This is a genomic window from Alkalibacillus sp. S2W (assembly GCF_046764385.1).
Taxonomy (GTDB): Bacteria; Bacillota; Bacilli; order Bacillales; family Alkalibacillaceae; genus Alkalibacillus; species Alkalibacillus almallahensis.
This window is the reverse complement of sequence record NZ_CP177234.1, coordinates 289,946-303,561: the sequence shown is the minus strand read 5'-3', so window position 1 is coordinate 303,561 and position 13,616 is coordinate 289,946. Positions and strand designations below refer to the sequence as shown.

Sequence of the window (13,616 nt, the reverse complement as noted above, 5' to 3'; positions counted from 1 at the left end):
TTGATTATTTTGGATCAGTCTAATAATAATCAGGATCACCAAAACGACAATGAACGATCTCAACCATCATTCAAAAAAGAACCCTACAAACAGCCCGCTCAAAAACCTTACCAACCTAAACAAAACCAACAAGGATGGTATCCAAACAAAGGAAAACAATCATCGAACCAAGGTGGATCATCTCATAAAACACCTTACAAAGGAGGACAAATGGGAATGAACAAAGGCGGACCAAACAACAAACCATGGGGCTTCAATCCTAATGTCAAAGGAGGAAATATGCCTCCATACCAAGGTTCTCCTTCCCAACAAAATCAATGGCAAGGTCAAGGCCAAGGACAGCATATGCCTCAACAACAAATGCCACAGCAACAAATGCCACAACAAAATATGTACGGCCAGCAAATGAATCCTAATATGCCCCCTCAATCCAATATGGGACAGAATCAGGGCATGCAGGGCATGCAGGGAATGCAAGGCATGCCACCTTGGATGCAAAATGGAAGTGGTCCTGGATCAATCAGTGGAATCCCGCGTGAACAATCATATATTGAAAACATTCTACGTTTGAACACAGGAAAAGAAGCTACTTTTTATATGACTTTTGAAAATAATGAAGCATGGAACGATATGATGTTCACCGGCATTATTGAAGAAGCAGGTAAAGATCATATTGTTATTCGAGACCAACAGAACGGAAAATGGTACTTATTATTAATGATTTACCTTGATTATGTGGAATTTAATGAGGAAATTAACTATCAGTATCCATTTGGTTAATCATGGTAAGCGGTTTATCACTTAATGTGATAAACCGCTATTTTTTTAACACCTTGGGTAGGGGTTAAACGATTATATAGTTGAAATCCTATCAGCTGATTTGTAGAAAATTCACTTATAATGTTAAAAAGTCATGACTTTTTGTAAATAACTGCTTTAATTTGATAGAAAAAAGCATTATCTCAATATTAATTTGCGCAAAACCCAAAATGACAAATTTGTAAAAGTTAATTACAGTATTACTTGAAGGCCGGCCTCTTAATTAGAGGAGCAAATAAATGAAAACCGATCATTTCGACCAAATATTAGACCAATACAAACGAATGATTCATTATCATATCCATCGATTAAATATTCGCGACCCTCATGGGGATTTCTATCAAGAAGGAATGCTGGCACTATGGGAAGCATGGAAGAAATACGGAGATACGGATACTTTTTCAAAAATGGCTTCGATCCTCATACGTAGTCGATTAATTGATTTAATCCGTAAACGGACACGCATTCAAGACCGGGAAGTTATGAAAGAATTTATGGAAGAGCAATCCTTTACGCCTATAGAGATGGAACAATTCGACCCGCATTTTTGGTCCTCTGTACGTTCCTACTTAACCGATAAACAATGGTTGTTTGTTGAAAAGCGAATCATCCAAGGCTATGGACTTGCCGAAATTGCCGAAAAAGAAGGCGCAACCATTGATGCCGTTAAAGGTTGGGGACAAGCTGCGAAACGGAAATTACGTATTCTTTTGAAAGATGATGATTATCATCTATAATTCTATTTCAATTCGACTTCACTCGAGTAGGTATTTTATCTATTTATGGAGTTGACTGTTTGCGACTAGGTAGTTTTCCAGCGAGTCGAAGGTGTTTTCCATCGAGTTTGGGTGCAATACAAGCGAGTGAGTTAGCCTTTCCATCGAGTGATGGCGCAATACCAGCGAGTGAGTTAGCCTTTCCATCGAGTGATGGCGCAATACCAGCGAGTGAGCGACCTTTTCCATCGAGTGAAGGCGCAATACCAGCGAGTGGGCGTCATATATCATCGCCCTTCATATATTCTGTTAAATAAAAAGGAGCGAACATACCACATGGGTTATGTTCGCTCTTTTAATGATACTTAATCTACGATAAATTGTGTTTGGCTGTACCCGTCCATCGTTTTTGAAACCTCTAACACAGCTGGTATAGCTGACTTCAGAGCATCGACATGGGAAATGACTCCAATCATTCTTCCTGATTGCTGTAGATCGATTAACGTATCAATTGCTTTATTCAGAGATTCATCATCCAATGAACCAAAGCCTTCGTCAATGAACATCGTTTCTATCGAGATGCCCCCTTGATAGCTTTGAATCACATCAGACATACCAAGCGCAAGACATAAGGAAGCATTAAACTTCTCTCCCCCTGACATAGTCTTCACATCTCGTTCTTGACCTGTGTAAGCATCGAACACATCTAATCCCAAACCACTTTGTCTGCCTCGCGCTTCTTGACGTTGACTTCTTACCAAGTAAAACTGACCATTTGATAAATGACGTAATCGCATGTTCGCTGCTTCAATAATTTGATTTAAGTAATCAATTTGTAAATAGCGTTCAAATGATAGGCGTTGTTCATTGTGACCACGAATCAAATCATGTAGATCTGTGAACTGGCCTAATTGCTTTTCTTTTTCGGCAATAGTCTCTTGATTTTCTTTGAGATTATTAATGAGCTCATCAATCGTCTCAAGTTGCCGCATATGGGTGTTGTAGTTATTCAGTGTTTGTTCATAAGCATTTTTCACAGCTTGTAATTGTTGCTCTAACGTTTCTATATCTTCGAGTTGTTTCCCTTCTAAGCGCTGCTTCAATTCTTCAACTTGTTCTTTTAGCACTGATACTTCTTGTCGGTATTGTTCGATTTCTTGTTTCATTTGTTCTCGTTTTTCGGTTGTTAGCTTAGCCTTTTCATAATCCTCAACATTCGTAAACCCAGCTTCTTGACGTTTAGACTCAAACTCTGAATGTAGACGGGTTTGTTTATCTTCAAGTTGGTTTAATTGATGACGAGCTTCGTTTAATTGAGTATCAATAGTCGTTTTTTGTTCCTGCGCCTGCTCATAAGCTTTCTGGGCGTTTTCCCAATCCTTCTGAAGTTGGTTTTGCTCAGCTTCTAATTGAGCAAGCTTCTCTTCTAACTGGGAAAGTTGACGCACTTCTTCGGGTATATCATTTAATAAATTATGGTAAGTCCGTTCTTCAGACTGTACATCTGCCGTTAATTTTTGATGTGCTTCGTTCTGCTTTTCCTTCTGGTGGCGAAGTGTGTTGAGATGGTCTTCAACCAATTTCACATCTTGCCTTAATTGTTTTAAATCCTGATTTTGTTTGTCTTTCTGTTCTACTTGTTCTTTTAATTTTTGTCCTTCACGTTCTATTCTTTGACGTGTTTGGTTAATATCTTTTACTGTCTCACCTGATTCAATTACTTGGTGTTCAAGTGATTTCAAATTCGACTCAATCGATTCTTTTTGTCCTTCCAACTGATTGAGTTTTCCGTAGACTTGATCCATCTTCTGCCTTGTTTGTTCTAACTTTTCATCTGAAGGAGCATCAATTGTTGCAGTCTGCTTATCTGGATGGTCCACACTTCCACAGACTGGACACGCTTCATCATCATGTAAGTGAGACGCTAATACGCTCGCTTGGCTATTTAACCAGTGATTCTGCAGTGCATCATACTCTGCCTTGGAATGTTCATAAAGTCGCTTTTGCTCTTGAATTGATTGCACCAATGCTTGTTTTTCTTGGGATTGTTTCGCGTAATCCCTTACGAGTTGGTATTGCTCGCGCTTTGTTTGGCGTTGTTCAACTAATGATAAATAATTCTCTACAGCTTGTTCCAAATGCTCTACTTGTTTCCGCTTAGATTGAAGAGCTTCAAATTGCTCATCATATTGTTTATTTAAGTTATGACTTTGCTTTTCCGCATTTTTTAAGTCGATCTTCATTTGGTCAAGTTTTGTTTCTTGTTCATGAAGAGCTTGGACTTTGGGATGTATGTCCTTTAATCGAGTGAATTCAACATGAATTTCTTGTCGTGTCGTTTCTTTGGCCTTTTCTTGTTGATAAAGTGTCGTTGCTTGGTTTAAGTGTTGATCCGCTTGCTCTTGTTTCTGTGTTAATGATTCCACTGTTCTTTGTTGATTTGTTAGCTCTTGTTTGATATCACGGTACTGTTGTTCATAAGGTTCAATCTGTGCAGCGCGTTCAGCTTGCTGTAAGGATCGTTCCTTGTGTTGCATCTCGTCTTCTCGTTCTAACAACTGATTCAAACGCGTTGACTTTTGCTCTAAATTTTTGGATTCTTCTTGTGTTGTTTTAGCTTGTTGAATATGATCTGTTTGCTTTTCAAATTCCGTATTCAACCGCTGTTTTTCCTGTTCAAGTTGGTTCACAAGCTCAACATAATGTTTTCTTTCCTCATTCAAGCCAGCAATAACTTGATTAATGTTGTAATAGTCTTGGTTTAAGACATGAAATAAGTGAGAGTCCCGTTCAGGCAATTTGTTCAAAATCGCATGCACATAATGATCACGCATTTTAAGAGCATGCTCATTTTCTTTCTTGGCTTCTTCACGCTTTTCTTTGAGTTGTTCACTTAATTCTTGATAAGGGATGGTATTAAATATCCGGCGTAGAATCGCTTCTTTATTTTCCGTATCAGATGTTAACAGCTTTCTGAATTCACCCTGTGGCAACATGACAATTTGACGAAATTGATCTTGGGTTAAACCGACAATCGCTTTAATCTGCTCATCGACGTCAGACTTTTTTTGCCGATCAACATAAGGTACTTCCCCGTCTTCAGTTAAATGATATAGTTCATGTCGCCCTCCTGTTGCTGTCTTGTTACCCTCTTTAACATGGGGCATTTGCCGGTAAACACGATATCTTTCGCCACCAATTTCAAACGTTAAATCAACACTAGTATGTAATTGATCATTGGCGAAGTCACTTCTTAACGATTGTTCATGGTCACGGTCTTCCCCACTCGCTGTCCCATAAAGCGCATAACTAATTCCATCAAAAATGGTTGTCTTACCAGCACCTGTTTTACCAGATACAACGAATAAACGATGATGTTTTAACTGTTGAAAATCAATCACTTCACGTTCGCGGTAAGGTCCAAATGCTGTTAAAGTTAAGGTTAAAGGTTTCATGCCGTGTTTCTCCTCTCATACTAGTCTTGATTTAATACATCATGGAATACTTCAGCCATAATAGCCTCTTCTTCTTCAGATGGATTCTCCCCTCTGACATCTTGGTAAAATGCTTGAAATAATTCCATGTCTGACATACGATGCCGCGCTACCCGCTCTTCTTGTTCAGCATGATGACTAGACTGAGGTAAGCGCCTTTCAACATGTAAGGCATTTGGAAACACAGAACGTATTCGCTCCATTGGAAATTGAATCGCTTCTTCATCTAGTAAACGAACGAACACATAATCTTCATTCACTTCTCCCTTAAGCAAGTCATCTATGTAGCCTTCTACCGTACGCATATCATGTTTCGGTTGTAGCGAACGCTTTTCAATGCTAACTGTTCCATCTTGATCTAAATCAACAACTAAATACCCTTTTTGGTGGTTTTCTTCAGAAATGGAATACTTCAAAGGCGAGCCTGAATAGCGAATCGATTCTTGTCCGACAAAATGCGCTTGGTGCAAGTGGCCTAATGCCGTATAATCAAACATTTCAAATAGTGATGCATCCACATGCTCTGCTCCACCAATAGCCAGTGGTCGTTCCGAATCACTTGTATTATCCTGTTCTTGTCCTTTAGGAGTTGCAAACAAGTGACCTACCATAACATGGCGTGCAGATTCATCCATCGTTTCTTTTAGAGAGTTAACCAAGGCTTCTGTTGCATCATGATGACTTTTAATCGTGTCATTATTAAATAAATGCCTAACTGTTCCAGGCTCTGTATAAGGGATCAAATGAAAATGAACCGCTCCAGCATCATCATGTAATACCACAGGATCAGGCTGTTTCGATGGCTCTGAAACAATATGAAGCCCTTGATCTTTCATCATCTGACTACCAAACCGTAAACGTCCTGGGCTGTCATGGTTTCCTGAGATTGCAACAACAGGTATATTCAATTCTAAAACAATATGGGCTAAACATTGATCCAACGCATGTACTGCTTCAGTAGGTGGCACTCCACGATCGTATAAATCACCTGCTATCACAACCACATCTGGTCGATCTTCAGCAACATCCCTTACAAATTGATCTAAAATATACTCTTGATCTTCCGTCATGTAAACACCCTGAACGATTTTACCAAGATGCCAGTCAGCTGTATGGAATATTTTCATAGAAATCCCCTTTCACTATGATCGCACAAAATTAACAAACATACGTTCGCTTTTCTTATTATAATATCATGACCTCATTATAAAATCCAGCCATAACTGAACCAACCTGCAGCCTTTTTTAAAATTTTTGTCGGACGATAGACCTATATTTTCACTTTTGTATGTTTTCTGAAAATTTTAACATTATGTTGAATTGAATAACCATTCATTGTCAGAAAGTTTTATATAATTAGATATCTAAAACAAAATGAAACTTTTTATATTTTTTAGGTGCCAAATTGTTTACAAACACATAAGATGTGGGTATACTTAATTATGGATAAACGAGAGAAAAAATTACCACTCGCTATAAGGAGGCGATTAACATGTTTGATCATCAAATGTTACGCGATGCTATTGTGACTGATAAGAGAAATCAATACACACAACCAAGTAAAAAAGTAGAAAAGCCATCAAGCTCAATCTTTCACTTTTTCAAAATCTTTTAATTAGCGCAACCAAACAAATACAGCAAGAATAGCTCCTTAGAATAGTAGTTTGTTAGATATAGATATAGCAAAGCCATCAACCTTCCCCTTTTGGTTGATGGCTTTTTTTATGACTTAAACTGTCCTGTTTCTAAAAATTGCTGGACTTGTTGGAAGGTTTCAACGTCATGATGAATCGTTCGATGCGTTAGGGGTAATACTTTAAAATCACGTAACCCTGGAAAGTAAACAGAATCGACTTCAACAAACCCATCATTCTCACCAGAAATTAGAGGGTCAAAGCCGAGCTTGCTTTTATTACCTGCAATTGCACCTATATCAATACCAGTTTCGTTCTGAAACTCAATATTATCTAGATATTCTTTGCGTAACGATTTTACAGTTTTAAAGATATTAACATACCCTCGTATTTTACTGGCTAAATCGGCCAGTTGGCTGCCACGATTGGGGGTACCGATTAGAACACAGCGACCAATGGCATCTAAATAATTTGTGTCCGTTAATAACTTTCGAATGACGAGGCCACCAGTACTATGACCTACCAAATGAATCTCCTCACCTGGTGACAAACCTGTTTTGACAATCGCTTCGAGTAAATCCTCTACTTGTGAGACGATCACATCAAATTCATTAAAAGTCAGGGGCAAATTAGGGGTATAGCATTCATAATTTTCTCGTTTTAAATAATTCGACATGTCTTGCATATCACGATCAGACCTAAAAAAACCGTGAATTAAAATTACTTTCATGATGATTGCCCCCTTTAAGCGTCACTAATTATACTTTACTAAAATAATAGACGATATTTCAAATAGATCGTGGAAATTTTTAGGGTTCATCATTTATTCTGTTTACTCACTAAAAGAAATATTAGACAAAACAGTGTGAACGCCAACACTTCTAACGTCACGATGTACCATGGATACGGACCTAAAAAATCAATCAATGTGGCTTGAGACGGTTTGTTATTTAAGAACATATAATTAGCACCAAGCATTCCATTCACCATAAATACTATTACAGCAATGACATTTAACGCTAAGAAAGATTTTAGAACAGACGTCCAACTTAATGCCATTCGTTCCACAAAAAGCATATAAAAACAACCCACCACAATAGCGGCATGCACTATAAAGAATTGAAAAAATCGTATATGCGGGAAGCCGAAAAACAATTCTGGTGTCATCGTGGCGATCAGTCCACCCGTAACGCCAATAAAAAATGTAATCTCAAATAACCATCGCCGCTTCAGCAGTAACATGAACACCACTAAATAAACCGAGATTGAACTCAATTGCAGGGGTAAATTAACGGATAGATCCCAATCTCCATATGCGACATACCAAACATGAAAGCTAATTTCTCCTATTAGCAATATAGCTATCAGACTATATCTCCAAAGCTTACGCGATTGTATTCGAAGAGTGTTACGAAAATGATAGAGCGACCAAATGATGGCTAAACAAAAAAGGAGCGCCACCATATGCGGTACGCCGAATAAATCAAATGGATATAATTCGCGGTCCATTGTGACAAGTTCACGCATGGTGATCACTCCTATTATCAATTTATTAACCTTGATGTTTTTCTAAGAAATCAAGCATCGTTTGATAAACCTTGATCTCATTTTCTTTTTTCGAAAACCCATGACCTTCATCTTCGAGCACGAGATAATCAACATCTCGACCTTGGCCACGTAATTTCTCAACAATCTGATCTGACTCTTCTTTGACAACTCTCGGGTCTTTAGCGCCTTGTATGACGAGCATCGGTCTCTCCATACTATCTAAATAAGTAACAGGAGAATCTTTGACAAAGCGGTCGTAATCTTCCTCTGGGTCACCCAACCAGTTCTTCATCATCGGCTTCCAATGATCAGGCACTGAATTGACAAAGGTGAACAAGTTCGACACACCGAAAATATCGACAACCGCTTTAAAATATTCTGGATGTCGTCCATGTAGTAGCAGGGCCATATAACCACCATAACTACCACCAACTAAAAACAATTTATCTGGACTTGAAATCCCCTGGTCAAACAACCACTCAATGCCATACACATTATCTAATCGCGGTCCTTCGCCCCAATCATGCTCTACTAGCTTCACGAATGAGGAACCATAACCTGTACTACCTCTAAAGTTCGGACAGAAAATAGTGTAGCCTTGATTTAGGAAGCATTGGAACATCGCACGATACGTTTTTTCTTCTGATGCCTGGGGACCACCATGTGGCCAAAACACAGTATAACCATTATCATTTTCCGGTTTTGCTCTATATAATAGCGCTTCAATCTCCATACCATCAAAAGACTTATATGACACAACTTCTGGGTCAACCATATCTTCAGGTGTAACCCCTAAGACATGATTTGCCGTCAACTGTTTCCACCCTTGATTATTTAGGACAAAAATATTATGTGGAGTGACGGCGCTTTGACCTAACATGTAGATATTACCTGACTTCGCAACATGCAGTTTGCCGATATGGTCTACAGGGATATCGAGACTTTCTAATGTTCCATTTTTTAAATCATAGCGATAAAGAAAGTTTTGAACCCCTTTGACCGTCCCGATATAAAATTGCTTATTTTCTTGATCATATTTCAAATTATTAATGCTTTCGCCTTCAAGTGATAGCACTGACTCGAACGATTTCGATTGGAGATTAAACTTAGCTAAGTAATAATATTCACTGTCATAGTTCGTCACGAAGTAAATATCATCTCCAACAAACGTAGCACCACCTGTTACATGAGCGCTATCAGGATCAGGTGTTAAATAGTGTGTCTCGCCATTTACTTTCACAAAACCTAACACGTATGTATTCGCATAAAGCGTTGTGAACACAACAGCTTCTTCATCATCAGAAACAGTTGCTAAGAATGTGGCCCCACCATCTCCTTCATGTAATAATGTATCGTGACCTGACTCTAGATCACGGACATAAGTATTCAAATAACTCGGGTTTCCCTTGGATGTGTAGTAATACAAGCGATTACCATCTTCAGATAAATGACCGAATAAGTATTTATCCTCATCTTCCCCAGTGATTAAAGGTTGGGGCAGCCCGCCCTCTGGTGGCAATGCATAAAGCTGATGATTTTCATCCCCCTCGTGATCATAGTTGGCAATAACATACCGCCCTTCAGGATCAACTTTCAATGCACCAACAGACTGTTTATGATGCGCGAATAAATAAGGATATTGATTAGGCAAGTTCATAGCCCATACGTTCATCTTCCCGTCTAAATTGGATGCGAATAATAATTTGTCTTCATTCGGACTTACGGTAAAATCAGAGATGACATATGAGCGAAAAAATTGCTCAACAGTCGGATTCGGAAACTTCATCATTAAGATTCCCCCAAGAAATATTTTTTGATAATTTAAACATTTCTTATTATTATAACTTAAGATAGGAATTGTTGGAATGAAAAATGAAGAAAAATTTCGGGACGCTAAGGAGAGGTGTTATGAACATACAAAATGTAATTGGAAGTATTGATGACGAGACGCGTTGCAAGCACTATCAATCAGAAGTCGATCGGATTGCGATTAAATTCAAATGTTGCAACACGTATTTCCCTTGTTACGAATGCCATCAAGAACACAGGGAACATGAGATTGAACGGTGGAATAAAGACGAACGTCATCAAGAGGCCATTTTTTGTGGAGCTTGTCATTCGGAATTGACTATTGAAACCTACTTAAACAATCCAAGCGTTTGTGCAAACTGCCTGGCACCGTTCAATCGGCATTGTCGGAACCATCACCATTTATATTTTGAGTTATAATTCAATGACGCCAGCGAAACCTAAAATCGCAACCAGCATGAGTAAGCTTGCTGCAAACAGAAAAGAACCTGCTTGAAATTTAAGCCCATTTCTTACATTTTCAACACCAATTAAGCCAATAACGACACTGACTAAACCGGTAATAATAAATGGAGAGGTTTGGACTGAATCGGTAAAATAGTTTAATAAAATCAAAACGAACACGGTTAACGAAAGCATAAAATTAAAACGAACTAGCATCTCTGACACTCCTTCTTGTCAATCTATTTCTATCTTACTAAAATTTAATCCATGCTTAAATATTTCTAAAATGATGTCACTAAATCGACTCTATTTCCGTCTAATGTTATAAAGCCAGCGAAGAGGAGTGCTATTTATTATGATAAGGTTTTTAACATTTACTTTTACAACATTAGTCACACTAGGATTAATCATTCTAGTTTATTCATTTGCGACCGATCAAGCAGGTGAGAATGAGGTCGAAGCAAAAGAATCATCAGGTTACGAGGAGCAAGAGAATACTGATTCAGACAAACAATCCATTACAATTGGAGAACCAGAAAAGGAAGAGCAATCTGAAGACAATAATCAATCTGAAGAAAACAACGCATCTGAGAAAAACAATGAAACAGACGAAAATAGCGGCAAAGCGGAAGAGGATAATTCTTCAGATGAAAATAGTCAATCAGAAGAAGGTGATCAATCGGTCACAACTGAATCTGAGGCAGAAGAACGTGTTATGGAATCAATCGACCTCCCAGACGAAGGCAATTACCAAGTGAAATTTGACCACAAAAATGATGACAACGATTATGTTGTTCAAGTATTCGAAGTTGTTGAGCGTGAAGAAGGTTCGCATACCGCAACCTATGGCTGGTATATCGTCAATGCTGACAATGGCAAGGTTGAAAGTATGTTTTAAAAGAAAATATTAATATGCATTCTCTTTGAACCATAAAATATGGTGGGATAGTAAGCAATCGGTTCGACATGTGAATATTTATTGATTATAACAAGCATTCGATTTCTACTAAATCTTTGAATGTCACGGACTGACTTCGCTAAATTCTGGTTCACTTTGGGTGTGATAATACAAACACCTGTTGTGAACCTGTAATGTTTGAAGAGAAGGAGAATGTGTATGTCTACACCATCACCGGCAGGTTTTTGGATACGACTGGTCGCTTCGATTGTTGATAGCATCGCCATCAGTTCTGTCCTAGCCTTAGTATCTGCTGCTATTTATGGAGAATTTGTATTGGACGAATACACGCCTTTAGATTTATTAAACTTACTTTATTTCTTAATCTTACCTGTTGTCTGGTATGGTTATACACTAGGTAAACGAGCAATGGGCATCCGCATTGCACGTCTTGATAGCGAAAAAGTTACGATCGGTACGATGCTGTTGCGTCATTTAGTGGCAGGTATTGTGTATGCATTGACACTAGGAATCGCGGCTATCGTTAGTGGAATTATGGTCATAGTGCGTGAAGACAAACGTTCCATGCATGACTTCATGGCCAATACATACGTGACGTATGAGAAACCTGACGCATTAAAACAAGATCATCAACCAAACGAACAAGAAGAGCTGGCTTAAGAACCAGCTCTTCTTTTATATCTTCTGGATCATAACTTGGATGACGTGACCTAACCCTAAATGACGCTTCCCTTCAACTCGGTCAGCTTCACCATAATAGAAATGAAGACATTTGTAGTCATCAATCCATTCTAATACTTCACTCGGATTATAAAGCATTTCTTCTGTTTTCGGTCCACCTGAACGATAAGGTAACTGGTGTTCAGAGTATACTTCGAACATAATGTATCCACCTGGCTTAACTGAGTCGATCATGCTCTGAACAAGAAATGCTTGATCATCTTTTGGCACGTGGCCAAACACCATAATAGCACCTTCGTATAAGTAAGGTTCGACTTTTTCAGCTGTTAAATCTTTCTGAACCGTTCGAACTGAAATACCTCGTTCTTCAGCTAACTGTTTCGTCTTCTCGAGTCCAATTTCAGATTGATCATACGAGGTGACCTCGTAACCCTGTTCAGCTAGAAAAACCGCATTACGCCCTTCTCCTTCTGCAAAACAAGCGATTCTTCCACCCTCAGGTAACACCGAATAATGCTCTTTAATAAATTGATTCGGTTCTCGGCCATAGACAAAATCTTCATCAGAAAAACTTTCATCCCACATCTGTTTTGACATGATAGTCACCTTCCTTTCTCATAAAATTTATACCATATTGTCATGATTTATGTGAAAACTACTGCTCAAAATAACAACTTAATCATCACAAAATTTTACAATATCAAACATAACTCTTGATTGTTTATTTTTTGTACCAAACGTACAATAGAGTTAGCCTGAATTTTCTGGCAAAAGGAGTTAACGAATATGACAACCCTCAATATTATTGAACGGCTAAAAACAGACCGAGGCGATTTACAATTACAACAACGTGGTGAACACTATGAAATTATTAGTAATGGCACGTTTTTAATGGCGACCTATAATGGAGAATCTGAGCGAGAACTGTTACGCTCAGCATTGGCAGGATTAAGTGGTGACAAACGAGTTCTAATCGGAGGGCTTGGCGTAGGCTTCTCACTACAAGAGGCACTGAAAGATGATGGGGTTCGCGAGGTGAAAGTCGTTGAAATTGAAGACGCGATTATTAAGTGGAATCACGAAACTTTAGCTCCAATAACGAATTATGCTATTGAAGATCACAGGACAACCATCGTTCACGCCGACTTAACGGAGTGGATTCATCGCACAACCGACCGGTTTAATGCGATTTGTCTTGATATAGATAACGGGCCTGATTGGACGGTGTATGACGAGAATGGGTCCCTTTATGAACCGCGAGCCTTAAAGCAACTTCAAAACCTTCTCATGCCAGGAGGAATCATCGCTTTTTGGAGCGCACAACCATCTGAGGACTTTGTTCGTATGTTAAACGACTATTTTGATGACGTTAGCACTGTGTCTATTTCCCAGCCAAAAGGGCCTGATGATATCATCTATTTAGCTAAAACAAACCCTTCCTTATCCGACTAAGACTATTTACTTGAAGCCGTGAGATTTATGCAGTAAAATAACCTTGTGACCAACAAGTCACACAATGACCAATTAGTCAATGATTGAAGTGAGGCGATCT

Annotated in this window: 14 protein-coding genes; 7 read left to right on the top strand and 7 right to left on the bottom strand. The window is 38.6% G+C overall.

What is annotated here, in order from left to right:
* Window positions 1-9: 9 nt before the first annotated feature.
* A complete protein-coding gene (gene gerQ / locus ACKXGF_RS01695; protein ID WP_411954589.1) occupies window positions 10-780 on the top strand; it encodes a spore coat protein GerQ in 771 nt (256 codons plus the stop codon).
* A 278-nt stretch (window positions 781-1,058) separates the two neighbouring features.
* Window positions 1,059-1,556: a sigma-70 family RNA polymerase sigma factor gene (locus ACKXGF_RS01690; protein ID WP_411954588.1), complete on the top strand. Its 498-nt coding sequence runs from the start codon at window positions 1,059-1,061 to the stop codon at window positions 1,554-1,556.
* 344 nt (window positions 1,557-1,900) lie between these two features.
* Here the strand turns inward: ACKXGF_RS01690 and ACKXGF_RS01685 are convergent, their stop codons facing one another.
* Window positions 1,901-4,990 (bottom strand): AAA family ATPase, encoded by a 3,090-nt coding sequence (locus ACKXGF_RS01685; RefSeq protein WP_411954587.1) that lies wholly within the window; start codon window positions 4,988-4,990, stop codon window positions 1,901-1,903.
* 20 nt (window positions 4,991-5,010) lie between these two features.
* Window positions 5,011-6,156, bottom strand: a complete 1,146-nt coding sequence (locus ACKXGF_RS01680; RefSeq protein ID WP_411954586.1) for an exonuclease SbcCD subunit D — start codon at window positions 6,154-6,156, stop codon at window positions 5,011-5,013.
* A 365-nt stretch (window positions 6,157-6,521) separates the two neighbouring features.
* Between ACKXGF_RS01680 and ACKXGF_RS01675 the strand changes: the two genes are divergently transcribed.
* Window positions 6,522-6,644 (top strand): hypothetical protein, encoded by a 123-nt coding sequence (locus ACKXGF_RS01675; protein WP_279588350.1) that lies wholly within the window; start codon window positions 6,522-6,524, stop codon window positions 6,642-6,644.
* Between the two features lie 107 nt (window positions 6,645-6,751).
* Here the strand turns inward: ACKXGF_RS01675 and ACKXGF_RS01670 are convergent, their stop codons facing one another.
* From ACKXGF_RS01670 to ACKXGF_RS01660, 3 genes are all read right to left on the bottom strand, one after another.
* Window positions 6,752-7,393 (bottom strand): esterase/lipase family protein, encoded by a 642-nt coding sequence (locus ACKXGF_RS01670; RefSeq protein WP_411954585.1) that lies wholly within the window; start codon window positions 7,391-7,393, stop codon window positions 6,752-6,754.
* An 89-nt stretch (window positions 7,394-7,482) separates the two neighbouring features.
* Complete coding sequence (locus ACKXGF_RS01665) at window positions 7,483-8,190, bottom strand: TIGR02206 family membrane protein (protein ID WP_411954584.1); 708 nt, start codon at window positions 8,188-8,190, stop codon at window positions 7,483-7,485.
* Between the two features lie 25 nt (window positions 8,191-8,215).
* Window positions 8,216-10,000, bottom strand: a complete 1,785-nt coding sequence (locus tag ACKXGF_RS01660) for an alpha/beta fold hydrolase (RefSeq protein WP_411954583.1) — start codon at window positions 9,998-10,000, stop codon at window positions 8,216-8,218.
* A 119-nt stretch (window positions 10,001-10,119) separates the two neighbouring features.
* Between ACKXGF_RS01660 and ACKXGF_RS01655 the strand changes: the two genes are divergently transcribed.
* Window positions 10,120-10,440, top strand: a complete 321-nt coding sequence (locus ACKXGF_RS01655; protein WP_411954582.1) for a CHY zinc finger protein — start codon at window positions 10,120-10,122, stop codon at window positions 10,438-10,440.
* Here the strand turns inward: ACKXGF_RS01655 and ACKXGF_RS01650 are convergent.
* Window positions 10,435-10,680 (bottom strand): hypothetical protein, encoded by a 246-nt coding sequence (locus ACKXGF_RS01650; protein WP_411954581.1) that lies wholly within the window; start codon window positions 10,678-10,680, stop codon window positions 10,435-10,437. The genes ACKXGF_RS01655 and ACKXGF_RS01650 overlap by 6 nt on opposite strands.
* A 139-nt stretch (window positions 10,681-10,819) precedes the next feature.
* On the opposite strand from ACKXGF_RS01650, the gene ACKXGF_RS01645 reads away from it, so the two are divergent.
* Window positions 10,820-11,362, top strand: a complete 543-nt coding sequence (locus ACKXGF_RS01645) for a hypothetical protein (RefSeq protein WP_411954580.1) — start codon at window positions 10,820-10,822, stop codon at window positions 11,360-11,362.
* Between the two features lie 219 nt (window positions 11,363-11,581).
* Window positions 11,582-12,043, top strand: coding sequence for an RDD family protein (locus ACKXGF_RS01640; RefSeq protein ID WP_411954579.1), 462 nt, complete (start codon window positions 11,582-11,584; stop codon window positions 12,041-12,043).
* A gap of 15 nt (window positions 12,044-12,058) precedes the next feature.
* Here the strand turns inward: ACKXGF_RS01640 and ACKXGF_RS01635 are convergent, their stop codons facing one another.
* Entirely contained in the window at window positions 12,059-12,661 is a 603-nt protein-coding gene (locus ACKXGF_RS01635) for a class I SAM-dependent methyltransferase (RefSeq protein ID WP_411954578.1), read from the bottom strand.
* A gap of 189 nt (window positions 12,662-12,850) precedes the next feature.
* On the opposite strand from ACKXGF_RS01635, the gene ACKXGF_RS01630 reads away from it, so the two are divergent.
* Window positions 12,851-13,516: a spermine/spermidine synthase gene (locus ACKXGF_RS01630; RefSeq protein ID WP_411954577.1), complete on the top strand. Its 666-nt coding sequence runs from the start codon at window positions 12,851-12,853 to the stop codon at window positions 13,514-13,516.
* The last annotated feature ends 100 nt before the right edge of the window (window positions 13,517-13,616 follow it).

What these genes read in the sequence shown, in the direction of transcription:
- ACKXGF_RS01655 (WP_411954582.1), top strand. Translation starts at nt 10,120, where the DNA reads ATGAACATACAAAATGTAATTGGAAGTATTGATGACGAGACGCGTTGC.
- ACKXGF_RS01630 (WP_411954577.1), top strand. Translation starts at nt 12,851, where the DNA reads ATGACAACCCTCAATATTATTGAACGGCTAAAAACAGACCGAGGCGAT.
- ACKXGF_RS01675 (WP_279588350.1), top strand. Translation starts at nt 6,522, where the DNA reads ATGTTTGATCATCAAATGTTACGCGATGCTATTGTGACTGATAAGAGA.
- ACKXGF_RS01650 (WP_411954581.1), bottom strand. Translation starts at nt 10,680, where the DNA reads ATGCTAGTTCGTTTTAATTTTATGCTTTCGTTAACCGTGTTCGTTTTG.
- ACKXGF_RS01660 (WP_411954583.1), bottom strand. Translation starts at nt 10,000, where the DNA reads ATGATGAAGTTTCCGAATCCGACTGTTGAGCAATTTTTTCGCTCATAT.
- ACKXGF_RS01665 (WP_411954584.1), bottom strand. Translation starts at nt 8,190, where the DNA reads ATGCGTGAACTTGTCACAATGGACCGCGAATTATATCCATTTGATTTA.
- ACKXGF_RS01645 (WP_411954580.1), top strand. Translation starts at nt 10,820, where the DNA reads ATGATAAGGTTTTTAACATTTACTTTTACAACATTAGTCACACTAGGA.
- ACKXGF_RS01690 (WP_411954588.1), top strand. Translation starts at nt 1,059, where the DNA reads ATGAAAACCGATCATTTCGACCAAATATTAGACCAATACAAACGAATG.
- ACKXGF_RS01685 (WP_411954587.1), bottom strand. Translation starts at nt 4,990, where the DNA reads ATGAAACCTTTAACCTTAACTTTAACAGCATTTGGACCTTACCGCGAA.
- ACKXGF_RS01670 (WP_411954585.1), bottom strand. Translation starts at nt 7,393, where the DNA reads ATGAAAGTAATTTTAATTCACGGTTTTTTTAGGTCTGATCGTGATATG.
- ACKXGF_RS01640 (WP_411954579.1), top strand. Translation starts at nt 11,582, where the DNA reads ATGTCTACACCATCACCGGCAGGTTTTTGGATACGACTGGTCGCTTCG.
- ACKXGF_RS01635 (WP_411954578.1), bottom strand. Translation starts at nt 12,661, where the DNA reads ATGTCAAAACAGATGTGGGATGAAAGTTTTTCTGATGAAGATTTTGTC.
- ACKXGF_RS01680 (WP_411954586.1), bottom strand. Translation starts at nt 6,156, where the DNA reads ATGAAAATATTCCATACAGCTGACTGGCATCTTGGTAAAATCGTTCAG.